19 protein-coding genes are annotated in these 24,566 nt (G+C 35.3%); 8 read left to right on the forward strand and 11 right to left on the reverse strand.

Translation table 11 applies throughout. The annotated features are described in order from the left end of the window. Positions 1 to 34 precede the first annotated feature (34 nt). From IPK14_12560 to IPK14_12590, 7 genes are all read right to left on the reverse strand, one after another. Positions 35 to 691, reverse strand: coding sequence for a hypothetical protein (locus tag IPK14_12560; protein MBK7994212.1), 657 nt, complete (start codon positions 689 to 691; stop codon positions 35 to 37). A gap of 28 nt (positions 692 to 719) precedes the next feature. Next, positions 720 to 2,630, reverse strand: a complete 1,911-nt coding sequence (locus IPK14_12565; GenBank protein MBK7994213.1) for a tetratricopeptide repeat protein — start codon at positions 2,628 to 2,630, stop codon at positions 720 to 722. 11 nt (positions 2,631 to 2,641) lie between these two features. Further along, entirely contained in the window at positions 2,642 to 3,238 is a 597-nt protein-coding gene (ruvA, locus tag IPK14_12570; GenBank protein MBK7994214.1) for a Holliday junction branch migration protein RuvA, read from the reverse strand. Positions 3,239 to 3,262: 24 nt separating this feature from the next. Next, a complete protein-coding gene (locus IPK14_12575) occupies positions 3,263 to 6,301 on the reverse strand; it encodes a sigma 54-interacting transcriptional regulator (protein ID MBK7994215.1) in 3,039 nt (1,012 codons plus the stop codon). 21 nt (positions 6,302 to 6,322) lie between these two features. Continuing rightward, on the reverse strand, positions 6,323 to 6,706 hold the full coding sequence (locus tag IPK14_12580; protein MBK7994216.1) for a hypothetical protein: 384 nt from the start codon (positions 6,704 to 6,706) through the stop codon (positions 6,323 to 6,325). Positions 6,707 to 6,716: 10 nt separating this feature from the next. Then, positions 6,717 to 6,917, reverse strand: coding sequence for a hypothetical protein (locus IPK14_12585; protein MBK7994217.1), 201 nt, complete (start codon positions 6,915 to 6,917; stop codon positions 6,717 to 6,719). 68 nt (positions 6,918 to 6,985) lie between these two features. Next, complete coding sequence (locus tag IPK14_12590; protein ID MBK7994218.1) at positions 6,986 to 8,398, reverse strand: aspartate kinase; 1,413 nt, start codon at positions 8,396 to 8,398, stop codon at positions 6,986 to 6,988. A 225-nt stretch (positions 8,399 to 8,623) separates the two neighbouring features. Here IPK14_12590 and IPK14_12595 point away from each other — a divergent pair, with 225 nt between their 5' ends. Further along, positions 8,624 to 9,187: an ATP-binding protein gene (locus IPK14_12595; GenBank protein ID MBK7994219.1), complete on the forward strand. Its 564-nt coding sequence runs from the start codon at positions 8,624 to 8,626 to the stop codon at positions 9,185 to 9,187. A 218-nt stretch (positions 9,188 to 9,405) separates the two neighbouring features. Further along, positions 9,406 to 10,080, forward strand: a complete 675-nt coding sequence (locus tag IPK14_12600; protein ID MBK7994220.1) for a rhomboid family intramembrane serine protease — start codon at positions 9,406 to 9,408, stop codon at positions 10,078 to 10,080. Between the two features lie 64 nt (positions 10,081 to 10,144). Here IPK14_12600 and IPK14_12605 read toward each other — a convergent pair whose 3' ends face one another. From IPK14_12605 to pepQ, 3 genes are read right to left on the reverse strand one after another with little or no spacing between them, the layout of a single operon-like run. Continuing rightward, complete coding sequence (locus IPK14_12605; GenBank protein ID MBK7994221.1) at positions 10,145 to 12,319, reverse strand: hypothetical protein; 2,175 nt, start codon at positions 12,317 to 12,319, stop codon at positions 10,145 to 10,147. A gap of 5 nt (positions 12,320 to 12,324) precedes the next feature. Beyond that, positions 12,325 to 13,386, reverse strand: a complete 1,062-nt coding sequence (locus IPK14_12610) for an agmatinase family protein (protein MBK7994222.1) — start codon at positions 13,384 to 13,386, stop codon at positions 12,325 to 12,327. Continuing rightward, complete coding sequence (gene pepQ / locus IPK14_12615; GenBank protein ID MBK7994223.1) at positions 13,386 to 14,720, reverse strand: Xaa-Pro dipeptidase; 1,335 nt, start codon at positions 14,718 to 14,720, stop codon at positions 13,386 to 13,388. The genes IPK14_12610 and pepQ overlap by 1 nt, the downstream gene beginning before the upstream one ends. 219 nt (positions 14,721 to 14,939) lie before the next feature. On the opposite strand from pepQ, the gene IPK14_12620 reads away from it, so the two are divergent. From IPK14_12620 to IPK14_12640, 5 genes are all read left to right on the forward strand, one after another. Further along, complete coding sequence (locus IPK14_12620) at positions 14,940 to 15,578, forward strand: SCO family protein (GenBank protein ID MBK7994224.1); 639 nt, start codon at positions 14,940 to 14,942, stop codon at positions 15,576 to 15,578. 470 nt (positions 15,579 to 16,048) lie between these two features. After that, on the forward strand, positions 16,049 to 16,780 hold the full coding sequence (locus tag IPK14_12625) for a M23 family metallopeptidase (protein ID MBK7994225.1): 732 nt from the start codon (positions 16,049 to 16,051) through the stop codon (positions 16,778 to 16,780). A gap of 320 nt (positions 16,781 to 17,100) precedes the next feature. Further along, positions 17,101 to 18,204: an ABC transporter permease gene (locus IPK14_12630; GenBank protein MBK7994226.1), complete on the forward strand. Its 1,104-nt coding sequence runs from the start codon at positions 17,101 to 17,103 to the stop codon at positions 18,202 to 18,204. Between the two features lie 95 nt (positions 18,205 to 18,299). Further along, on the forward strand, positions 18,300 to 19,010 hold the full coding sequence (locus IPK14_12635) for a phenylacetate-CoA oxygenase subunit PaaI (protein ID MBK7994227.1): 711 nt from the start codon (positions 18,300 to 18,302) through the stop codon (positions 19,008 to 19,010). 200 nt (positions 19,011 to 19,210) lie between these two features. Beyond that, positions 19,211 to 23,086: a protein kinase gene (locus IPK14_12640; protein MBK7994228.1), complete on the forward strand. Its 3,876-nt coding sequence runs from the start codon at positions 19,211 to 19,213 to the stop codon at positions 23,084 to 23,086. Between the two features lie 32 nt (positions 23,087 to 23,118). Here IPK14_12640 and IPK14_12645 read toward each other — a convergent pair whose 3' ends face one another. Next, a complete protein-coding gene (locus IPK14_12645) occupies positions 23,119 to 23,442 on the reverse strand; it encodes a hypothetical protein (protein MBK7994229.1) in 324 nt (107 codons plus the stop codon). Positions 23,443 to 23,926: 484 nt separating this feature from the next. Here IPK14_12645 and IPK14_12650 point away from each other — a divergent pair, with 484 nt between their 5' ends. Beyond that, positions 23,927 to 24,355, forward strand: coding sequence for a hypothetical protein (locus IPK14_12650; GenBank protein ID MBK7994230.1), 429 nt, complete (start codon positions 23,927 to 23,929; stop codon positions 24,353 to 24,355). Positions 24,356 to 24,566 lie beyond the last annotated feature (211 nt).

Genomic DNA, 24,566 nt, shown 5'->3' on the forward strand with positions numbered 1-24,566 from the left:
TAATCTTGTCTAAAACCAAGCTAAAAGTGCAATTTTATTTGCCTTTCTTAATTTGTGAAACTAGCTTTCCTGCTAAATTTCTAGCTATTAATGGAGCATTATCATCTATGGAAATATCTGATAGTGTTGCTACTAGCTGTAAAGGCTCAGCTATTCTATTACGCTTAAGTTCTTCTTCTAAACTTTTTAATTGTTTTGGTAGATCTAAGGGTGTAAACTGTCTAGCTAGCTTAAGTTCTTCTACTCTACGATATTGGTTTTCAATAGCTCGGTAAAAGGCAGCTAATTCTCTAGCTGAGGCATTAGTTGTATAGCTAAAACTAGCTGATCTATTTTTCTCTCCCTGTTTAAGACCTAGGGTTGTTGTCCCTAGATTACTTAGCTGTGCGCTTGACTGATAAGTATCTGTACTATCTAAAAATCTTAGTTCATCATATAAATTTTGAAGTTTTTGAATAGTTGATGTTGAAAGTTTAATAGATAGCAAGGTTTCTTCGTCTTCATCACGTTTCTTAAAACGTAAAGTGCTATCGCCAGACTCAGAAATAGTTATTTCTACTAAACTAATTTCAAACTTAGGGTTTTCAAATCTATAAATATATTGGCGTAGAGTTAGATTTTGAGCTAGTCCCACTGTATGAACTAGTAAAAACAACAAAGAAAATAAAGTAATGATTACTGCACGTTGCATTTTTCACCTCTAAATTAAAACAGGTAGTTTACTTTAAGTCTAATCCTTCCAAAGAACCATGAATTTTACGATATAGATTTTCAATCATTGTTTTTTGGATAGAAGCATTTCCATCATATTGATTATAGCTTTTAATATATAGACTTAGTGCTTCTTTATCATTACCAGATGCTTGAGTAACAGAAGCTAAATGAGAAAAGGCGACTCTTTTTTCTGCACCTTCAGGAAAATTTTCTATTGCAAGTTTTAGAGCCTTTTCAGACTCTACCAACTGAGCTTGCTTAAAACGCACACGCCCTAACAAATGATATGCACGAGCGCGAAAAAGTTTTTGCCGGCTTCGTTCGTCAAGTTCTGGTGCTTCACGAATGGAACCTTCTAGGCGTGTAGCTAGTTCAGCATCTTTTACTAGATCTTGACAAAATTCTACAGCCCTTTCTAAAGCAATGTCAGATGTAAATAACTCTTCAGCAGCCCAAAGTTTACGAAAAGCTTTTCTTTCATCATTAATGCTAAGAAATTGATTTAATGCTTCTACAGCTTTGACTTGAATTTCTGTTTTTTGCCGCCGTCCAAGAGTTTCTGTTTCAGAATTATTAACATTTTCCTTTAACTTTCCAAGATAAAACTTAAAGCGTAGAAAGCTTTCTACTAGCTTATAGCGATCATCTGAAGTTAAGCTTACAGGTAGAGATAAAGCTGCACGACGTTCACTTTCAAGCAAAGTTTTTAAGCTTGAGTTTTGTAATGGACTACTGCCTATTTGTAAAAGAAATTCACCTTCTGGAGTTATTCTTAAGAATTGCTCTGATTGTTCAAAAGCACCTTCATAATTTTCTGCTAGTAGTAAAGCTTGTGTAATTTCAAAGTGTAGAGTAGGGAAATTTACACCTCTAGTAAGAGCATCTGACAAAAGTTCTTCTGCCCCAGAAAATTCTTGTTGTGCCATAAGGCTATTAGCTAGAACAATTCGCGCCCAAGCATAACTTGGAGCAAGATTTAAGGCAAGTTCGGCCCAGGCCCTTGCTCGTGTATAATCTTTGCGGTTAGCTGCTAAATAACCTAATTGAGTAAAAAGCAGAAAATCTCTTGGTGTGCTAGAAAATTGCTTTCCAAGTTCTTGAGTTGCAAGAGTATTTTCACTAGCAAGTAAATAAGTAATAGCTAGACCTGAACGAGCTACTTCACTATCAGGTGCAACTTCTAATTGTTTTTTATAAAGTGCTACTGCATCTTCCAAAGCACCTTCACCACGATAAAGAGCCGCTAGACTGCCAAAAGCTAATGGATGTTTTGGATCTAAATTTATTGTTTGTTGAAAAGCTGCTTTTGCTTCCTTAAACTTAAGTAAAGTTAGTTGTGTTGTCCCTAAAGCATAATAATACTTTGCTGATTTTGGCTCTAATGATATAGCTTGAGTTAATACACGTAAGGCATCCGTACCAGCTTCAGCCGTAAGATAAAGATTAGCAAGTTGCCCTAACCTTGTAGCTTGACCTTCGGCACTTGGTTCAAAGCTACGCATTAATTCTAGTGCTTCTTTACGAAACCCATGATTATAAACTGTTAGAGGAAAGGCTAGCATTGTGCCAAAAATTCGGTCATTTAAGGGTTGAGGGTATTCTTTAATTGCTAACTGAAGTTGTTCAAGTGCTGGTTCGATTTTTTGTTGTTTCAGCAGGGTTTCAGCCTGCGCTCCACGCGCTCTAAGCAGTGCTTCACGAGCCGGAACTATAAGCGGGTTATCTGTCCACTTTTTAATAAATTCTGAAAGCATTTTTATTCGTTCATCGGCTCGAACTTCGCTAATACGTGCAAATTCTATTTGTGCTTCCAGCATTAATTCTGGCATTTCTAGTTTGCTAGAAACATTAGTTACTTGAGCTTGAGCAATTGAAAATGCCAATAATAAGGAAAAAACTGATAATAATACCTTCATAAATCCAAAAATTAACGATAAAGTTTTTTTAGCGATTGTTTAAGAATTAGTTGGAAATCCCGGCTAGACTCCTCTTTTAGTGTAACATTAACCGCTTTTTCTGCCATCGCTTGTTGCCAGCCCAAGTTAACCAATGCTGAAACAACATCTGACTTTAATGTAGCATCACTAACAGCCACAGACGGCGATGTCTCACCACTTCCAAGGGATTTTAATTTATCTTTTAGTTCTAAAACCAAGCGTTCTGCTGTTTTACGTCCAACTCCAGGAACTCCGGTTAGTTGGACTAAATTCCCTGATAAAATAGCTTGGATTAACTCATCAGCACTTAAGCCAGAAAGAAGCGTTAAAGCTAGCTTTGGCCCAACTCCGCTAACACTTAAAAGTTTTAAAAATAGCTCTTTTTCTAACCCTGTGCGAAAACCAAATAATTGGATCGCATCTTCACGAACTTGTGTATAAATTTGTAGTCCTACTGTGCTGCCAATCTCACCAAGTTCATAGTAAGTTGACAGTGGGATTTGTACTTCATACCCTACACCATTAACATCAACTATTGCAACACTAGTAGATTTGCCAAATAGTTTTCCACTAAGATAAGCAATCATAAAATTTAATTAGATCCTTATAGGTTAATGACGAATTTTTAGACGTTTTATTTTATCGTAAAGACCTTTTCGAGAAATACCCAGCAAAGTAGAAGTCCGGCGAATATTGCCCCGACATTGTTTTAAGACCTTAACAATTATTTGTTTTTCAATCTGCATTAAGGTTTCATCTAATGACATGCCTTCTTGAAATTCTGGTAAGTCATTTTTTTCCAACACTTGGCCTTTTATTTTTAGATTAGCTGTTGCTTGCAAGATATCTTGCGAAAGATGATATTTTTCTATTGTATCTTTTTCACCTGAAAAAGCTACTATTCGCTCAATTTCATTTTTTAGCTGACGCACATTTCCGGGCCAATCATAAGATTCTATTAGATTTAAGACCGCCAAACTAAAGCCTAACCGTTTATTGGTACGCTGACAAGATTCTTTTAAGAAATATTGTGCTAGCAATCTAATTTCTTCGCGTCGCTGTCTTAGAGGTGGAACATATAAACGAAGAATATTTAGCCGATGATAAAGGTCTTCTCGAAATTCTCCACGCTCTACCATTTTTTCTAAATCTCGATTTGTGCTAGCAATTATCCGTACATTTACTTTTATTGGTCGAGTATAGCCTATAGGTTGAATTTCTCCATCTTGTAGAAAACGTAGCAGCTTAGGCTGAATATTTAGGCTTAAATCCCCTATTTCATCTAAAAGAAGTGTTCCGCCCTCAGCAGCACGAATTACACCTTCATAATCAATATTTGCACCTGTAAAAGCACCTTTGCGATAGCCAAAAAGCTGTGCTTCAACAATTTCTTGAGGTGTAGCAGTACAATTAAAAGGAGAAAACGGACGCGCCCGACGTTCGCTAGCCGTGTGAACTGCCCTAGCAATCAAGTCTTTTCCTGTTCCTGATTCACCTGTAATTAGTACAGTTAAATTACTAGAATGAATTCTATTAATCTGATCTGTAAGTTCTGACATTTTTCGGCTAGCAAAAACAAGTTCTGGCAGGTTTTGAAAATTTTTTATTTTTCCAATTTCTACTTCGTCAAACTCAACTCTATCTTCAGCTTGCTTAGCAATTAAGTTAGTTAGTTCTACTAATATTTCTAAAAAGGCTTGGATTAAATCTTTATTAATAACTTTACGTGATGCTCCCCAAAATAAAACTGCTAGCTGTTGCTCTTCATTTATTGATTGAAGTGCTAAATAAAGCGGCTCATCTAAGCTACGCTCACCAACCCAACCACTTTTTTTTCCAGCTAAAGCAATTTGAAAACGCTCTTGAAGCGATTCTGTAACAAGACTTAATTCATTTGTGCTTGCTAGCAATTTAGGTGGATTTTCTGTTGTTAACTCAAAAAATGTAATTAAATCTGCTTGAGTCTGTTCTTGCAAAACTTGTGCAGCTTGCTTAAAAGCTTCCTGACGACTAGAACAAGCTCGAATTATTTGTTGTATTTGTTTTCTTTCATCTAATAGCTGAGTAGCTAAATTATTCTGATCATTAATCTTACTTGTACTAAATAATTGCTTTGTTAATAAATTAGTTTGTGTTACTAAAGCTGTTGCTCCTATTTCTTGCAAAAGCTGTTGAGCGCGTTCTAAATCTGCTAATGCTTTTGGATCTTTCTTTTTTTGTAAAACTTGCGCACGTTCAATTAAAGACAAAGCCTTGTCTAATGGAAGCGAGCAGACTTCAAAAATTTCAATTGCTTGATTTAATTTAGTTAAAGACTCTTGGCCTTGTTTTTCTGCAAGTCGCGCTTCATAGTAAAGTAGCTTACCTATTAGCAAAAGATTTTTTTCTTCTCCCAACCAATCACGCGCAATTTTTAGACCTGCTTGGGCTTGTTGCAACTTATTTTCGCTTAAGCAAATTTCTATAAAAGCTAGCTGTGCTTCTACAGCATAATCAATTCTATTAATTGATAAAGAGGTTTCTAAGGCTGGTTTTAAGTGAAGTAGAGCTTGCTCTTTTTCACCTAAAAATAAATAAAGCTTTCCTAAATTAACTTCACAAAAACTTTCTAAGTCTTTAGCGCGAATTTGTTGAGCTAGCTCTAAGGCAAAGTTTAAGCTAGGTTTAGCTTCATTAATTCGACCTGTTAAGGTGTAAAGAAGCCCATATTGAGCTAAGGCTAGTGATTCGCCGTAGTCGTCTTGTTGCTTTCGTGCAAGGGTTAAACTTTTTTCCAGTAACTCTTCTGCTCTCGCCCAATTACCAACTAAAATTAGACTTCCAGCTAAACCATTGTAAGTTTGCACAGCTAGAGCAAACTTTTGTTTATCTCCATAAAGTCTTATCAAACCTTCATAACAATCAATTGCTTGTTTAAGTTTTCCTTGTAAAAAATAAACCGTTGCTAGTGAGACATTTGCTTGAGTTTGAATATTTTCTTTGTCAATTTCTAAAATGTCTGAGCTTAAATGTATGGCTTTTTGGTAATTTTCTATGCCTTTATCAAAGTCTCTAAGCCCAACTAAAACTTTTCCTGTATAAAGATAACTTTCTGCTTCTCCTTTTTTATCATTATTTTTGGTAAAGATTTTAAGAGCTTGGCTTAAGTTATCTTGTGCAATTACATATTCTTGCAAGTTAAAATAAACAATCCCTATTTGGCAAAGTGCTTGAGCTTCCAAGTTTTTATCTGTAATTTGAGTGCTACATTTTAGAGATTCGTTAAGCAGGCTAATTGCTGAAGGATAATTACTATTAACACAATAAGCTTTTCCAAGTTGTAGGCTTACCAGTGTACGTTCTTTTATTGGTAGTCGCGCTCTTGCTGGCACAGTGTCATAAGGTTGGAGTACGTCCAAGACACCAGAATAATAGCCATAACGTGCAAAATGTTCAGCAATATTAGCCCGTAAGCTAGCATAAACGCTAACTTGCTCTGTAGTTAGTGGAGGCGGTAAACGCCTTTGTTTAGCAATAGCTTCATTAATCAAGCCATGTTTTAGAAACACTTCTATTTGCTCAACCATTTCTGTAGCACTAAGCAAAGAAAAGGTTTCCGAATTTCTTAAAGCTGCTATTTTAACTTCTTCTTCTTGACTACGACGGCCCATAAAAATCTAAAAATTTTATTTTTAATTGGTAGAAAGGCGTTTTACTATTTCTTGAGATAACTTCTTTGGATCTAAAAAGTTATCTTTTGGAATTTCGTCTAATTTGTGCATCCAAAAATCTGGTTTAGGTGCTTTTTCTTCCCATTTTGCTGTCTGACCATAAACTAAATAAATATCCCATGCAGGTTTATTATCTTGAAATTGCAAGACTTCTGAGAATTCTTTAGCTAAAAATTTATCTGCGTCCCAATAATGCTTTGCTCTAGCATCATTAACAAAAGTAACTGCCTTTACTACTTTCTCCTCTTTATCTTTGCGCAAAATTGGCAACCAAACAACATAAACTTTTAGTTTTGTGCTAGCAATTTGTTTTAAGACTTTGTTAGTTACTTGGGAGGCCCCCAATACATTTTCCTCAGCCAGGCGAGAGTACAAGCAAAAGTCTTGTGTTGCCTTCATCCTTATTAAATTGCGCTTTTAGCTCCTCAATTCCTGAAGAAAGTGTAATGTATCTGGTTTGATTTTCACTATTAACAAAAGCTTTTGTTTGTATGGTAAATGGTGTAATTATTAGACATAAAATTAAACATAACCAAATTAAGCGACTAATTTTCATCAATTTTAATCCCTAAAACATTTATTTAAGTGTTAGCCAGCAATTTTATTGCTAGCTAACTATTTAGCTTACTTGCTTTTGCCTAACTTAAACTCATCATGAATGGATCTAACAACTCTAGCAATATCAGACTCAGGAATTACAAAAGAAATATTAATTTCCGATGAACCTTGAGCAATAGCAATGATGTTTGCTTGACTAGTTCCTACGGCTCCAAACATTCGTGCAGCAATTCCGGGTGTGCCTTTCATTCGTTCGCCTACAACAGCGATGATTGCAACTTTATCTTGAACTTGAATATCTTCAATATGTTTATGATGAAACTCTATTTCTAAGGCTCGTCTTAAGACATTGCAGGTACGTTCTACCTCAGAAGTATTAATAACAAAGCAAATATTATTTTCTGAAGAAGATTGAGAAATCATTAAAATATTGACATTTTGGCTAGCAACGGCAGTAAAAGTTTTTGCTGCAATTCCTGGCACCCCCATCATTCCACGTCCACTAATAGTAATTAAACTAATATTTTTTATTGAGGTAATAGCTTTTACATCACTATCTTTAGTAGAAGTTGTTGAGGCAATACGTGTGCCTACTCGGTCAGGAAAAAAGCTATTTTTTATTAGTAGTGGGATTTCATCTTTAATTACTGGCAATATTGTCTTTGGATACAGCACTTTAGCACCATAGTAAGAAAGTTCTGCTGCTTCGCTATAAGTCATTTCAGATAAAGTATGAGCATCAGGAACAATTGAAGGGTCAGCCGTCATTACACCATCAACGTCCGTCCAAATCCAAACTTCACTAGCCTTTAAGCAAGCTCCAATAATTCCTGCTGTATAATCAGAGCCGCCACGACCTAGCGTAGTAATTACACCCTTACGAGTAGCACCAATAAAGCCAGTAACAACTGCAACATGACCTGAGCTTAATACTGGCAATAATTTTTCTTTTGTTCTAGCTTCGGTTTCTGGCATTTGAGGTGCGGCATCTCCAAAATTATCATCTGTAACAATTAAATCTGTAGCTTCTAGCCACTCAGCTAAAATTCCTGCTTCTGTAAGTGCAGCAGCCACAAGACGAGCCGAAAGACGTTCGCCTAAAGAAGCAATTGCATCTAAAGCACGTGGGGAAGCTTCTCCTAAAATTTGTATGCCGTAGCAAAGACGGCTACAATTTTGTTCAATTAGCTTTTCAATTTCTTTAAGTAGTTCTTCACAACGCACAGCATCTTTAATTAGCTCTAAAATAGCAATTCGATGTTTACGAAGCAAATCTTGGCAAATGCTTTCATATTCAGCTTGTTTACCTTCTGTTGCGGCTGTTGCGGCGGCTAACAAACCATTAGTAACACCACTCATTGCTGACACAACTACCACAATTTCTTTTGTTGTTTCTTGTTCATTCTTAATAATTTTTACTATTTCGGCAATTCTACTAGCACTCCCTACAGATGTACCGCCGAACTTCATTACTAGCATTAAAGTCATTCCCCCTAAAAAATATTTCTTTTATTACTCAATTTTTAGCAAACAGAAGAGTATAAACATTTTTGTATAAATAAATAAGCCCTGCCAGTTGTTACAAAATCGGTGAAAATTGATATTGCATTTTTATAGTGTTTTCTTTTAATCTACTGTCAACCCTTAACGATTAATCTTTAGTCTTAAAACAGGTTAATTAATAAACTTAAGGAGAAAGAAACTTTGACACAAGCATCTAATTCACCTATGGCAAAAGATCCTAAGAAAAACGATTTTCATAAAATTTTGCCTTTTTTGAAGGAAAAAATAGAGTTTGTTATCCCAAGCCAAATTGAATGGATGCACGAAGTTTTAGCCTATCTAATTGAACGCACTGCACATTTAGGAATTATTCAACCCTCTACTTCTAATATTTTTGTTGCCTTAGATGAAGCCATTGCTAACGCAATAAAACATGGAAACAAATCTGACCCAAACAAACGAATCCACATAGTTGCAGAAATTACCCCTCAACAAGCAAGTTTTACTATTACCGATGAAGGCGAAGGTTTTGACCTAAATAGTCTACCTAATCCAACCGACCCTGATTATATTTTGCGTCCTTGTGGGCGTGGCGTGATGTTGATTTATCATATTATGGATGAAGTGCGTTATAACACTCGCGGCAATCAAATTGTAATGATCAAACGCCCGGAAACCGAAGAAAGCGAGTTAGATATCAATAAACGTGCTGCTCAAACTCCAGAAAACCTACAATGTAAACCTGACCAAGATTGCTGTAATTAAGCTTTAATTAACAAGTTGCCCCTAACACAAAATTTTTAACAACCTCTCTATTTTATTGAGCAATTTTGCCCTATAAATTAAGTTTTTTATTTTAATCTATTAAATTTATTCCCCTTATAAGCTATTAATTAACAATAATTTACCAAACTTCTAAAAACTTAGGCATAGTTTTTGTGTCTCTTTCTATTTAGCTAGAAATAAAAGGTAGGTGTTTAAGTATGATACCTATTGGACATCAACCTACTAAACAAAAAATAATTCCTGTAATAGTTTATTTACTGGTTATTATAAATATTTATGTATTTTTACTAGAATTACTACTAGGAGAACCTTTTATTGTCGGCTATTCAGCAATTCCTTATGAAATAACTAATAATATTGACTTGGTTAAACCAGGTTTTATTGATGGATTAGGCAAAATTCCTCAAGCTCCTGGCCCTGACCCTATTTATTTAACCCTTCTTACCTCTATGTTTATGCATGGTAGCCTGTTTCATATCTTAGGTAACATGATTTATCTTTGGGTGTTTGGAGAAGAAATAGAAGGCTGTTTTGGACATTTTCGCTTACTAATTTTCTATCTACTTTGTGGAATAATAGCTTCTCTAGCTCACATATCTAGCCAACCCCTTGCAATTATTCCTTCACTTGGAGCATCAGGAGCAATTGCAGGAATACTTGGAGCCTATTTAGTCACATTTCCAGCCCATAAAATTAAAGTAATTATTCCTGTTGGAATCTTTGCTAGCATAGTAGAACTACCAGCAATTTTTGTTGTTGGATTTTGGTTTATTTTACAACTCCTAGGCCAGTTTTCCACTGCTATTTCAAGTAGTGGTGATGGTGTAACTTATGGCACACATAGGAGGATTTTTAGCAGGAATTTTCTTTAGCCGTTTTTTCTATCGCAATGAGGTTTTAACTATTGATGAATATTCAGCTAAATATCCCTATTAATTATTTTTTAATTACCCTAACAACATTATTTTTTTGGTCAGAAATAAATAAATTTCCTATTTTATCAATAGCAATATTAGTTGGCGTGGATAAACTAGCTTTTGTTGCTTCTCCATTATCTCCAGCATAGGCACTTACACCATCACCAGCAATTGTTCTAATAACTCCTGTAGATAGATTAATTGCACGTATTCTATTATTGCCAGTATCAGCAATAAATAAATTTTCTCTATCTGTAGTTAAAGATTTAGGAAATTGAAAACTTGCCTTTTTAGCTGTTTTGTTATCACCCTTAAAGCCAAATTTTCCATTACCTGCAAAAGTGCTAATAATGCCTGATGAGAGGCTAAGACTACGAACACGATTACTATTATCAACAATAAATAAAGTGTTGTTAGCTAAGGCTAAGCCAGTAGGTGAATCTAAACTAGCATTAATAGCTGTCGCTCCATCCCCGCTAAAACCTGCTATTCCATTGCCTGCAATAGTTGTAATATTCCTTGTTTGGTTATCAACTCGGCGGACTCGATGATTAGCTGTATCTGCAATAAATATATTTCCAACATCATCAATTACTACACTAGATGGACTATTTAATTTTGCTAAGGTAGCATTGCCATCATCACCACTAAAACCTGCCATTCCATTACCTGCAATAGTAGTAATTGTTTTGGTTGAGTTATCAAGGCGACGGACTCGGTTGCTACGCTCAACAATAAAAAGATTGTCTTTTCCATCTACGGCTACAAAAATTGGCTCAGAAAGGTCTGTGTCAACTGCTAGTTTGCCATCACCATTAAAATTATTTTTTCCAGTACCAGCAACACTAGTAATTACTCCTGTTATAGCATCAACTTTGCGGATTAAGTTATGTGAGGTATCTGCAATAAATAAATTGTTAGTGGAATCTAGGGCTAAACCTGTTGGAGCATTTAATTTACTAGCTTTAGCCGTTTTACCATCTCCAATACCAACTCCTGCAATAGAATCAATAGTATTTGTATCTAGGCTAACTCGTCGAACTTGGTCATAACCTGAGTCAAGGATAAAAAGCTCAGAAGCTCTAGCCGCCAAAGCAAAAGGAAATAGAGTTGCTTGTTTAGCTGCGCCACCATCACCATTATTAGCTTTAAGTTGTTTTTCTCCATTTCCTGCAATCGTGGTAATTGCTCCTGTTGAACTACTTACCATTTTTACTTGTGTATCATCAATAATAAAAATATTTCCTAATTGATCAACCGTAACATTTAAGGGAAAAATCAAGCTTGTTTTAGTAGCTAGCTCCCCTTCAATAGAAGTACAACTTAAGCTACGAAAAGGATTACAACCATTTCCAGCAATGGTGTTAAGAACCCCTGTTTGAGTGTTTACTTGTCGGACTCGGTTGCTAAGCAGGATATTATCAAATTTTGGTTCTGCGCTAGTTTCAACAATTAGCAAGTTGTCTTGATTATCAATATTAATAGCAACAGGAATTATGCTATTAGAAGCGGCTATTTCTCCATCTCGGCTAACTCCTGCTTTACCATTACCAGCAAAGGTTGTAATGATTCTGCTATTTACATCAATTCGGCGAACTCTAAAACTTTCAAGTTGTAAAACATAAATATTGCCTGATTTATCAATTGCTAGGCTAAAAGGATTAGTTAAACTAGTTTGCGTTGCTAAAACATTATCTCTATCTTGTCCCATTTCACCATTGCCAGCAACAGTAGTAATTACAGAGCTATCAACATCAACCCGACGGATACGGTGATTAGCAGAATCGCTAATAAAAATATTTCCTCGCTCGTCTATCGCCAAACCATTAGGAAAATTTAGCTTAGTTCGTGCTGCTGGTTCACCATCACCAGTAAACCCAGCCATTCCAATCCCAGCAATAGTAGTAATTTCACCAGTAGTTAAGTTTATTTTTCTTACTCTATGATTGTTTGTATCTGCTATTAGCAAGTTTCCTGCTTTATCAAAAATCATTGCTTTAGGAGCATTTAAGCTAGCTTGAAGGGCTGGCCCACCATCACCAAAAGCACGATCACTCCCTACAAGTGTAGTAATTTCACCAGCACCAAGTGTTTCAGGGACTAAAGCAAAGTTTTGACTGGCTAAAGAAAAATTTTGAGATAATGTTAAAGATATGATTAAAAAGAAAACTAGTAAGTTAAAGAACCTTTTCATAAATTTTATTTTTTGCGCTGTTTATTTTTTTTAGAATTTTGACTAAGTAAAGTATAACCTATCATTTTATAAAGAAGTCTTGCCCCAACATTAGCGTCCCATTCATCGCCATCAGGCCCGGGTGCAACTTCTGTAAGGTCAAACCCAATTATCCGACGACCTGAACGCACTAGCCCACCAAGCAAAGCAATAATTTCTTGAAAAGAAAGCCCGCCCGGAACAGGTGTTCCTGTATTTGGGCAAAGCGTGGGATCTAGTCCATCAATGTCAAAAGAAAGATAAACTTGTTCTGGTAAATCTTTAATTATTCCGTCTACTATTCTTGCCCAGGCTACGCCTTCAAATTTATGTGCCATTAATATTTCATCAAAATAAGTAACAATTCGACCGTGAGAGTTTTGTATAACCTCTAATTCTCCCTCAGAAAAATCTCTAATACCAACTTGGACAAGTTTAGTAACTCTTGGTAAATGGTTAATAACATTATACATAATAGAAGCATGTGACCAATCAAAGCCTTCATAAGATTGCCTTAGATCACAATGTGCATCTAGGTGTAAAATTCCAAAACCACCTGGATAAGCTTCTGTGTGTGCCTTTATTGAGCCAAAAGGCGTAGCGTGATCGCCGCCTACTAACCCAACAATTTTATCTTTAGCTAGCAGTTCGCGTGCCGTTTCATAAACAATATGATTTAGCTTACTGCAATATTCATTAACTTTATCTAAATTAAATTGAAGTCTTGGAGAGTCTTTTACATTTCCACTAGCTTCAATAATAGGTGTAGCTAGCTTTTTTGCTTTTCGGTTATAGTCTTGTATTTCTGCTGACTCTTCTAATAAGTAAATTCCGCTTTTGTAAGGTCGTCCCGTCCCATAATCATATAAATCAACTTGTTTACTTGCTGCAAGTATTGCACTTGGGCCCGAAGCCGTCCCGCCTCCATAAGATGTAGTAGCTTCAAAAGGAACAGGAATTAACACAACTTTGCTATTTTCTAAAGTGTTTGGAAGCCCAAAAATACCAGAATCAGCTAGAGCAGCAGCATTAGGATCAAAGTTTTCCATTAACTTAAAACCGCCCTTGTTAGATTTTCTGGCCCTTCAACCCTAACATAAATATTGTCTTCTATGCGAATGCCTCCAAACTTAGAAAGTCGGTCAATCATTGCCCAGTTAAATAAATCTTTGTCTTCTCCATTTCGGTAAGGCTCAAGCAGCATCGGAATAAAATAAAAACCAGGTTCAATTGTAAAAACTTGTCCTGCTTCTATTACACGAGTAAATCTTAAAAATGGATACTCTGCTGGAGGTGGGGCTGGAGTCCCCTCTTTATCAGCCACATGACCAGAAACATCATGAACTTGAATCCCTAATAAATGCCCAATTCCATGAGGGAAGAAAGGATGTGTAAAACCACGTGCAAAAATTTCATCTGCTGATAATTTAATTAACTCTAACTCAGCTAATATTTTAGCTACTCCTTGATGAGTAGCTTGATGAATATCTATATAAGATAGTCCAACTTTTACTTGAGCAACCAAAGCTTGTTGCAAACTTTCCATTTTATTAAGTAATTCTTGGAATACATCATCAACACCTTCACGTAAGTAAGTTCTAGTAATATCACTACAATAGCCAAACATTTTTGCCCCAGCATCAATTAAAAGCAAATCCCCGTTAGAGGCTTCTCGACCACGTTTATGTTGATAATGCAGTACAGCAGCCTTTTCATTTAATGCAACAATATTAGTGTAAGGTGTATCAGTTTCTGCACCATCTATTGCATTAAGATAATCTCTATGGATTTCCCGCTCGCTTAGTCCTGCTTGAAAAGCGGCTAATGCTGCACGATGTCCACAAGCAGCACGTTGATTAGCTAATTTTATGCAATGAACTTCATAAGGTGTTTTAATTGCGCGGGCAAAATCTAGTCTGCTCATCAAACTTCTTGGTTGAACTAGCTCTGGATTTACTCCCCATTCTTGAACCAAACTAGTATTATTACCTATATAAGCAATTTGGCTTAAATTAGGTAAAAGCTTAGCTATTTCACTAACTTGATTTACTTCTGTAATTTCAAATTCTGATTGCCAATGTTTAGCAGCATCAACCGGAGTTTCATACCAAAAATCTTTAGGAATATATCGAAATAATTTTAATGGTTTATTAGGTTGAAAAAGCAAAAACTGCTCAGGTGCTTCTAATGGAAGCCAATGTGTAAAATGCGGAACATTACGGAAAGCAATATGGTTATCATCAGCAAAATAATAACCCTCACTGCCAGAATGAATTAACACACCATCTAAATTTATTCCCCGCTCAGATAGTTCATTAATAATATTTGTGTAGCTATTTTTTAGTTTAGCAATATGTTCCTGATAAAGTTCAGCTAATTGCATGAAAAACTCCTTAAGTTTTATTGATATATTTTAGCGGAGAATTTAGGCACAACAGAAGTGTTAAAAAAAGAAAATATCTGTCTGTAAGAAGAAAGTCAACAGATGTTTAATATAAAATTCCAAGCTGTCCAAAGTTGGTAGTAAAGTCTTTTGTAGCAACAAATTTGTGATAATCTTAGGCTAATTTTTATTATTCTTTAGAGGTACTTATAAATTACTATGTTAACTCGATCTCAACTAGAAGTTTACCTTACAATAGCTTTGCTTTTAATAGTTTCACTTTTTATTAATTGTCAAAGCCCAACCAATAACAATCAAACATCAAATGCAGTTGTAGGAAATGAACAGTTAATAACTTTATCTGATCTTGGGGAATTACCAGAATTTTCTCTTACTAATCAAAGTGGAAAAACCTTAACAACAGCAGACTTAAAAGGAAAAATTTGGGTAGCAGACTTCTTTTTCACTAGTTGCCAGGGCGTTTGTCCCGTTATGACAGCACGAATGTCTAAATTAGACAAAACCCTTGGTGATAAAGGTTTACACCTACTTTCTATTAGTGTTGATCCTGCTACAGACAGTCCAGAAAAATTAACTGAATATGCTAAAAAATTTGAAGCTAAGGACAATTGGCAGTTTCTTACAGGAGAAAAAGCAAAAATTATTGATCTTTCTGTAAAAGGTTTTCGCTTAAGCCTTGGTGAAGACCCAATGAGCCATAGCCAACGGCTAGTTTTAATAGATAATCGTAGTCATATTCGAGGCTATTACAGTATAGATAGAGAAAATGAGATGCAATTAATAGTAGAACATGCAACTCAACTGTTAAAGGAAGCGAATGTAACTAGTAGAAATTAAATAAGATAATCCTTCTTAAATAGAAACCGGAATTTAGGCTAGTCAACCAAAATTTTCTTATCTATAATCGCCATCTCTGCTGCACAGCAGGACGGGCTAGCCGTCTTTTTACTAGCCTAAAAAATGCAACAAAAATTAAATATCTCTTGCTTGCATTTTTTGCATTCTTTGTCGGCCTAATTCTTTGTGTAAACAAAGAAACGGGGGAACCAATTTCACTAGTAAGTTTTTAACTTACTAGCAGGGGCGCATTTAAGCGTATTTCGATTTATTTTACGCTTACTAGAGAACTTCCAAACTCAAGCCCGTCAGCTAACCTCGTAGGCATAATTGGAAGGACGAGTGTCCACTTTTCTAGCTTGGACTCTTTTCCCTTCCCCAAAAAATTAATCTGTATTCAGTATTGCTATAGTCTAGGTGTTTTTAGACTTAGCTTAAGGAAAGGATTTTTCATGCATTTTGGTGAGTTTTTGTCTACCAACATTAGAGTCTCTCCTAGAAAAAACAAAAAAGTTAACTTAAACTTTTTTGTTGTTGCCCTACTTTTAAGTGTATTTTGTTTACAACAAAGCACTTTTGCCCAAGATTACAAACATTTGTCTATGTCATCCAACTTTGCTAATAACAGCAAAGAATCAACAGTAAATGATAACAAAACAGAATCAGCCGATAGTTCCGAAGCTAAAGAAGTTGTCACCCGCCCAAGGTTTGTTAATCCAAAACGTGTACTTAATTTTGCAAAAAAATATTACTTCCCATTAAAAGGCTTAATTAGCTCTATTTATGGTGAAAAGCGCCGTGGTCATCGTCATAAAGGTATTGATATTGCTGCCGCCACTGGCACACCCATTTATCCAGCAGCAGAAGGAAAAGTAGTTTTTTCTGGTTGGCAAAGTGGTTATGGAAATACTCTAATAATTGAACATAAGGATGGTCAATTATCTCGTTATGCACATGCACAAAAACTATTTGTTAGTGAAGGCGATAGCGTAAACATCAATGATACTATTGCTTTAGTAGGTTCTACAGGTCGATCTACTGGCCCACACCTACATTTTGAATTAACTGATAGTTTTGGTAATCAGCTTAACCCATTAAAAGTTCTATATAAAAGAAACCTTCTAGCAACAGATGAACAAATAGAAAACATAACAGAAGAGAGTATTGTCTCCAATGTTGAAGTTGAAGAAGTGACTGAATAGTTAATAAATTAAAAATTCTAATAGAAGCGGAGCAATGGTTGCTTCGCTTTTGTTGTTTTTAGGCAAGGAAAAAGCCAGCTAGCCTAAATAGCTGCTGGCTACGAGTGCTTTTACTAGAATTCTAGAACTAAATTCTAAAAAGTATATATAAAAAACCCCTATCCTGCAAAACATTTATTACCAACTTGCCCTTTGACACCTTGATCTATCTACAAAGTAGTTTAATATTTATTTCTTTTTTGGGAAAAATTTTACTATTTGTTGCAAAAAAATCTTTTTCTTTCATTCTCTTTTTAACCTTATAAGGAGTTTTCTAAAAAATGGAAAGTTTGGTTATTGCCAATGTTAAGCACCGTCCTTTACGTACTTTAATGACTGCTATTGGAATTTCTATTGGTATAGTCTTGATATTAATTATTGTTGGACTAGCTCATGGAATGTTACAGGATCGTGCTTCTAGAGAAGCAAATATGGCAGCAGAAATAATTGTTAGACCTGTAGGAAGTTTTACTGCTGGACTTGCTTCTAATACTCTTTCAATGGATATAAAAGAGGTGGAAAAAGTCTCTCAAATCTCTGGAGTAAAAGCAGTTACTCCTGTAGCCCAATATGTGCAAAATACTGGAACGGGTATAGGTTTTCGAGTTACAGAAGCAATTGTTTTTGATAGTTACCTACAAACTACAGGAGTTAAATTAGTTGAAGGCCAAGCCCCTACTAGCGACACTGAAGCCATTGTTGATGCAGATTATGCAGCAGAAAAAAAATTAAAAATTGGCGATCCTGTAAAAACGCTAGACAAAACTTTTAAGCTAGCCGGGATTTATAGCCCAACGGTTGGATCACGTATAAAAGTTCGCCTTTCAATGATCCAAGAATTGCTTTCAGCAGAAAACCGTTGCACAATGTTACTTGTTCGTTGTGAAAATCCAAAAGATCAAGAAAAAATTGCACAACAAATTGGTCAAGCAACTACTGACACTCAAATAATTTTTACTCGTGATTTACCTCGCCTTTATTCTCAAGGTTTACCTGCCTTAGATGTCTTCTTAAAAGTTTTAGTCGCATTATCTGTATTTATTAGTACATTAGTAATTTTACTTTCTATGTATACCGCAATAAGTGAAAGGACTAAAGAAATAGGTGTATTAAAAAGTTTAGGAGCATCCCGGACTTTTATTATTTGGACTATTGAAAAAGAAGCTGTATTAATTGGGATAATAGGCGTTTTACTTGGTTATTCCTTAGCCTTTCTATCACGTCTTTTAATAACAAAATTCACAAGTCTTCAACATATTGATTTTGAATGGAATTGGCTTTTAATTACTGCTCTAGTAGGCATTTTTGGAGCATTACTTGGCGCACTTTACCCAGCCATTTATGCAGCACAAAAAGATCCTGTTGTGGCACTTAGCTATGAATAAGCAATATCGCCAATCATCCTAGTATGTTAGAAAAAAATGCGGATAATAAAATTTCCTGTGCGAGTAAAATCTTTAACTAAAAGAGGAATAATTTCATGGAAGCAACACAAGCATTAAAAGAAAAAGATCCCAAATATCAAGAAACCGTAATTCAAATGATGCGCTCACAAGCTTATCGTGAACTAGCCGCAGCACAATTGTTTGGTTATGGGTTGCAATTTGTTCCTGTAAAAAACTTTAAGTTTATGGTTTGGCATATTAATGAAGAAACAGAACATTACTTTGCTGTTGCTAACCTTTATAAACAATATACAGGTGAATCTGTTGATGAGTGGGTAATGGAACGATTAAAAAATAAACCAATCCCATTTGTTGACTCATGGCTAGAATTAGGTGTTGCTCAGTGGCTTTATGATCGTGGTGGCTTTTGGCAGTTACAAGAATATGAAAATTGCTCATGGGAACCTTACCGAACTATTGTAGATAAAATTATCCAAGAAGAACGTGGTCATCAATCACATGGGGCAAAAATCGCTATTAGCCTTTGCCAAGAAGAAACCAACCGCGTCCAAGCACAAACAGTATTTGCTAAATGGCTTCGTCAAGGACTACTTTCTTTTGGTCGTCCTCATAATGCTGGAAATAAATATGCAATCGAAGTAGGACTAAAGAAACGCGATAGCGCGGACGTAATGCAAGATTTTATTAATGATATTCGTGAAGATGTTAAAGCGGCTGGACTGTTTTGGCCTAGTATTGAAGAACTTGGTGTAGAAATGCCCGCAGATATCGACTGGTCATTATAAAATTAATTAGTATTTACAATTTAGGCTATTTTTCTAGTTATTTACATTTAATCTAGTTAAAAATAGCCTAAACTTCCCTAACAAAATCTTAACCCTAGAAGCTAATAATGTGATTTATCTTTGCACTTGGTAATTAGAACTATTTGTTGCTATAATTTGCTACCTCAACAACACAAAAATTTATACTAGTAGTAATGCCTATGTCTAGCTCCTCCAACTTTGTTGGTACAAAACGTTTTTCCATCAAGCACCGTTTAGGAGCAGGAAGTTTTGGCATAGTTTATGAAGCTTTTGATCAAGAAAAAAACTCCTTAGTAGCCTTAAAAGTCCTACATCCAACATTATTTCAAGAAGGCGGTGAAGCACTTTATCGTTTTAAGCGGGAATTTCGAGCTTTAGCTGACCTTATCCATCCAAATTTAGTTTCCCTTTATGAGTTAATTGCTGACCAAGAATCTTGGTTTTTTACTATGGAACTAGTAAAAGGAGTAAATTTTTTAGACTACATTTTAGAGCAACCTGTTATTTCCCCTCCAAATACAAGGATAGATCCTGAAGCTAGACAAACTAATCTACAAAATCAAAGCAATCTTGATGCTGCAACTGTTGATAGCAATATAATTAGTACCAATTCCAGCAATATAATGGAATGTACTACTGAAATATCATTAAGTGATCCACTACCTATTTATAGCAATTATACTTTTAATCAACCCATAGATTTTAAGCGACTACGAATGCTCTTACGTCAGCTTGTAGAAGGAGTTTACGCGCTACATCGTGCAGGAAAACTACATCGTGATCTAAAACCTTCCAATGTATTAGTCACTAAGGAGGGTCGAGTAGTAGTCTTAGATTTTGGTTTAGTTACAGAGCTTAATAATACTGATGTTAGCTCAAGCTTAGGCTTTTTTGGAACTCCTACGCACATGTCCCCAGAACAATCTGCTTGCCTTCCTGCATCTGAAGCAAGTGATTGGTATAGCGTTGGTGTAATTTTGTACCAAGCTTTGACAGCTAGATTACCTTTTACTGGAAAAATGCATGAGATTATTAACCAACGCTTAGAAAGCGATCCACCTGCTCCTAGTTCAATTAATAACAATACTCCTTTAGATCTAGATAGTTTATGTGTTTCTTTGTTACAACGTGATCCCAAAAACCGCCCTACAGGAAAAGAAATTCTTAACCAACTTAGAGGTTTAACAAATGAATTACCAGCAGCAAATTATTTGTCTATAGATAGTTCTTCAGACCTAGAAACTAATACATCTTTGATAGGCAGAGAGCAATCTTTATCAGACCTGCAAACTGCATTTAATTTAACTCAGACTGGAAAAACAGTAATAGTTTATTTACATGGCAGTTCTGGAATGGGAAAAAGCTTACTTGTACGTGAATTTTTTAATGATTTAGAAAAGACAGAAGCAGTAATTTTATTTGGTCGATGTTATGAACAAGAAGCCGTTCCTTATAAAGCGGTTGACAGCCTTATAGACACTTTAAGCCAATACTTAAAAAATCTTTCTTATTTAGAAATAGAAATATTATTACCAAGAGATATTTTAGTTTTAGCTAAACTTTTTCCTGTACTTAACCAAATAGGAACAATCGTAGGAGCAAAACGCAAAGTAATGGAAATTCCTGATGCACAGGAATTGCGCCGTCGTGCATTTGTGGCTTTGCGAGAACTCCTAACACGACTAGCTGATAGAAAACCTTTAGTTTTATTTATTGATGATTTGCATTGGGGAGATCTTGATAGCGTTTCACTACTTCAAGAAATTCTACAGCCTCCTGACCCTCCAAATTTATTGTTAATAGTTAATTATCGAACTGAAGAAATAAAATCTAGTCCAGCAGTAGCAGAATTTTTGAAATTACGTAATATTAATAGCTCAAGCATATTAACTCAAGAAATTACTTTAACAGAACTTTCCCTAACAGATTCTAAGAAATTAGCATTAGCTTTACTTTCCAGTCATTATCAACTAACAAATGCAGACCTTGATTTTATAGCTCAAGAGTCTGGTGGAAGTCCTTTTTTTCTATCTGAGTTAGTTAGATATTTTCAGACTACCAACTACAATATCAAACAATTTGCGGCTGAACAATCCGCAAAACTTGTATCCTTAAATGAGGTTTTACAAGCGCGAATTTCTCAACTGCCTGCAAATGTCGGCCAGTTATTAACCATTGTTGCTGTAGCAGGTTGTCCGCTTGCTTGGACAATTGTTAAAAAAATTGTTGTTTTAGCAATGGATGAACAAATTATTTTTGCTCTGCTACGCGCTCAACATCTAATCAGAATCCGGGAAACAGGCGATCAAACAGAAATAGAAATTTATCATGATAGAATCCGGGAAAATATTGTTAACAACCTCTCTCAAGAAGAGTTAAAGCGATATCATTTAGCTTTAGCCGAGGTATTAGAAACAGACTCAGAAACTGATCCAGAAACTTTAGCTAATCATTTTTTTGCTGCTGGCAAACCAGATAAATCAACCAAAGATTTAGTTCCAGCAGCAAATAAAGCCTATAAAATGCTTGCCTTTGATCAAGCAGCTAGACTTTATAAACAAGTCCTATCCAGTAAAGCACAAAATCACCCTGATCTATGGCAACGACTTGGAACATCACTAGCAAATTTTGGACGATGTGCAGAATCAGCCGAAGCCTATCTAACAGCAGCAAAACTTGAAAACAATGAAGCTAATATTATTCAACTTCAAAGAATGGCCGCCGAGCAATTATTAATTAGTGGTCATATGGATCAAGGTTTAGCTGTGCTACAAAGCTTTTTAGACCGTGTAGGTTTAAGCTTACCTTCTTCTCCTAAACGAGCTTTACTTTCATTTCTTTATAAACGTGCGCAGATTTGGTGGCGTGGACTAGAATTTAAGAACCGCTCAGAAGTTGAATTACTGCCTACGGAAATAATGAGAATTGATACTTGTTGGGCTGGAGCAATTGGACTAGGTATAGTTGATATTACGTTAGGAGCAACATTTCAAGCACAGCACTTATTATTAGCTCTTAATGCTGGTGAACCTTATCGAATTGCTCGCGCTTTGGCTATGGAGGCTGGCTATTCTGCTACGGGTGGTGGCTCAAATCGCAGCCGAACAGAAGAATATGTAAGAGCAGCAACAGAGCTAGCAAATAAAATTAATCAGCCACATGCATTAGGCTTAACTAAAGTAATGGCTGGTCTAGCAGCGTTTTTAGTAGGAGAATGGCGAAGATGCGCCGAGCTAACATTATCAGCCGATGAAATATTACGAGATAATTGCACAGGAACTATCTGGGAACTTAGCACTGCAACATTTTTCCGCCTTAGAGCTTTATACTGGCTAGGCGACATTGCTTATTTATTTAATATTTTGCATGCTCATATAAAAGCAGCTACGGATCAAGGCGATCTACTAGCTTTAGTTAATTCTCATATTCGTGCTGCTTATTTTATAGATTTAGCTAATGATGAACCTCAAATAGGAGAAATAAAGTTAGAGGAAATTTTGTCAAAATGGTCTAGTAAGTACTTTCATATGCAACATTTACAAGGCTGGTTTGTAGCCGTAGAAATTGCTTTATATCAAAACGATGCTCTAAAAGCCTGGGAGCTTTTCCAGCAAAAATGGTCAAAAATTACGGATTCCCTCTTTTTACGTATCCAACTATTGTTAATAGAGGCTTTACATTTACATGCTCGTGTTCTAGTAGCACTTGCAACAATTGATAATGCGAATTCTAAATCACACTTAGCTGTAGCAGAACAAAAGGCTAAACAGCTTGAACAAGAAAAAATGCCTTATTCCATAGCTTTTGCTCTGCCTATTCGCGCAGCAATTGCTTATCAAAATAAGGATAAACAAGAGGCTAGTTATTTTCTTTCTCAAGCTAAAGATTTATTTGAACTCCTAGAAATGGCTCTACATAAAGCAGCTATAACATATCAACTAGGAAAAATATCAAATAACATTGACTTAATTCTCTCAGCAGAAGAATGGATGAAAGCTCAAAAAATTAAAAATCCCGCCAAAATAGCAAATATGCTAGTGCCTGGATTTTCTTAAAATTAAGTTGTTTTACTAGAGTTTTAGAAATTCTAAAAATAAATCTTTTCTTCGTCGTCTTCGCTCTCTTCGTCGTCTTCGTCTAAATCATCATCGCTTTCATCTTCTACAACATCTTCTAGAACAACTAAAGCTTGTCCTCTAACCGTAACATCCGCATTTAGATTAAGTAATGCAGCATCTAAGCAACTAAGAATGCAAACATAAGATTTTTCAGGATCTTGATTTTCTAAGGTTTGTTGCCTTGTAAAACGCGGCCCTTTAAGGTTTGCTCTAGCACCTTCGCCCAACTCTACCCAAATTTCATCATCTTCACCAAACGCATCTACAAAGCCTATTTCTTGGTTGTAAAGCATTGCATAGCTAGTATTTTCTTCACTATTCCAATAAACATATAAACATTTATCAAAAACTTGACATATTTCTTTAGCTATATTTTCTACAATTTCTGGTTCTAAGATTTCTGGTGTATAAACATAAACAACACTTGTGCTATCTTCTACTTCAGAAAGGCTTTTTCAAAATTAAATATATCTTCTCGCTGTTCTAAAAATTCTGCAATTTCTTCAAAATCTCCACATAAAACAAAAGCTTCAAAAATAGAACCCATAAATTAAACTCCTAAATTCCTAAAACACTCTATATATTTAATGTTTACAGCGGCTAAATGCTAGTCTGAGTTTAAGCTTCTGTACATAGCCTCCTGCATTTTATTAGATATTTTCTGCATTAATAAATTTTCTTTAGTTGATCAAGTAGCTAGTGCTAATATTAGCTACTTGATTAACAGCTTTATCTTTAATGATTTCAAGACAAAACGTAATTTAAGTAAAATATTTTATGACTAGTAAAACATTATTATTAATCTTACTAACAGCAATAATCTTAGAAACTAATATGGTAGCAAACAATAAGAACAAGCCTCAAGCTGGACAAATGAAACCCTTCGCTACAGAAGTATGTGAAATAAAAACCAAAGAAGATCTTTTTAGTAAATGCGTTGGCAAGCGTGTAAAAATAAAAGGAACAATAGCTAAAACAGTCTTACACCCTAAACAAACTTATCCTGATATATCAAGCGTTGGCGGTTACATAAATAAAGCACACATTGACACAGAATGGGGACAAATCGCCTTAATATCTCAAAAAACCATTAGTTGCAAAGAAGCTATTGAACTAGAAGGAATCTTACGAATCACCCCTTTATTTGATGAAGAAAATAAGGAAAAACACCCTTATATTCAGGTACTTAGCTTTAATTGCAAATAAGCAATTTTATCTTAGGAAATCAAGAACAAAGAGAAATTCATCAATTTACTAGGTTTGGTTTAAGTGTCCCTCTATATTAATTTGTTGCATTTACTAGGTTTACTATGATCTTGCCCTATGATACTAACTAATAACTTATACCACTACTAAAGTTAAAACCCTAGGCTACAATTATGCCGTTTTATTGGGGTTTAAGATTCAAGGTTTTATT

Source organism: Blastocatellia bacterium, from assembly GCA_016713405.1.
Classification (GTDB): Bacteria; Acidobacteriota; Blastocatellia; order Chloracidobacteriales; family JADJPF01; genus JADJPF01.

What these genes read in the sequence shown, in the direction of transcription:
- IPK14_12560 (MBK7994212.1), bottom strand. Translation starts at nt 691, where the DNA reads ATGCAACGTGCAGTAATCATTACTTTATTTTCTTTGTTGTTTTTACTA.
- IPK14_12605 (MBK7994221.1), bottom strand. Translation starts at nt 12,319, where the DNA reads ATGAAAAGGTTCTTTAACTTACTAGTTTTCTTTTTAATCATATCTTTA.
- IPK14_12565 (MBK7994213.1), bottom strand. Translation starts at nt 2,630, where the DNA reads ATGAAGGTATTATTATCAGTTTTTTCCTTATTATTGGCATTTTCAATT.
- pepQ (MBK7994223.1), bottom strand. Translation starts at nt 14,720, where the DNA reads ATGCAATTAGCTGAACTTTATCAGGAACATATTGCTAAACTAAAAAAT.
- IPK14_12630 (MBK7994226.1), top strand. Translation starts at nt 17,101, where the DNA reads ATGGAAAGTTTGGTTATTGCCAATGTTAAGCACCGTCCTTTACGTACT.
- ruvA (MBK7994214.1), bottom strand. Translation starts at nt 3,238, where the DNA reads ATGATTGCTTATCTTAGTGGAAAACTATTTGGCAAATCTACTAGTGTT.
- IPK14_12650 (MBK7994230.1), top strand. Translation starts at nt 23,927, where the DNA reads ATGACTAGTAAAACATTATTATTAATCTTACTAACAGCAATAATCTTA.
- IPK14_12590 (MBK7994218.1), bottom strand. Translation starts at nt 8,398, where the DNA reads ATGCTAGTAATGAAGTTCGGCGGTACATCTGTAGGGAGTGCTAGTAGA.
- IPK14_12620 (MBK7994224.1), top strand. Translation starts at nt 14,940, where the DNA reads ATGTTAACTCGATCTCAACTAGAAGTTTACCTTACAATAGCTTTGCTT.
- IPK14_12640 (MBK7994228.1), top strand. Translation starts at nt 19,211, where the DNA reads ATGTCTAGCTCCTCCAACTTTGTTGGTACAAAACGTTTTTCCATCAAG.
- IPK14_12645 (MBK7994229.1), bottom strand. Translation starts at nt 23,442, where the DNA reads ATGCTTTACAACCAAGAAATAGGCTTTGTAGATGCGTTTGGTGAAGAT.
- IPK14_12585 (MBK7994217.1), bottom strand. Translation starts at nt 6,917, where the DNA reads ATGAAAATTAGTCGCTTAATTTGGTTATGTTTAATTTTATGTCTAATA.
- IPK14_12635 (MBK7994227.1), top strand. Translation starts at nt 18,300, where the DNA reads ATGGAAGCAACACAAGCATTAAAAGAAAAAGATCCCAAATATCAAGAA.
- IPK14_12610 (MBK7994222.1), bottom strand. Translation starts at nt 13,386, where the DNA reads ATGGAAAACTTTGATCCTAATGCTGCTGCTCTAGCTGATTCTGGTATT.
- IPK14_12575 (MBK7994215.1), bottom strand. Translation starts at nt 6,301, where the DNA reads ATGGGCCGTCGTAGTCAAGAAGAAGAAGTTAAAATAGCAGCTTTAAGA.
- IPK14_12600 (MBK7994220.1), top strand. Translation starts at nt 9,406, where the DNA reads ATGATACCTATTGGACATCAACCTACTAAACAAAAAATAATTCCTGTA.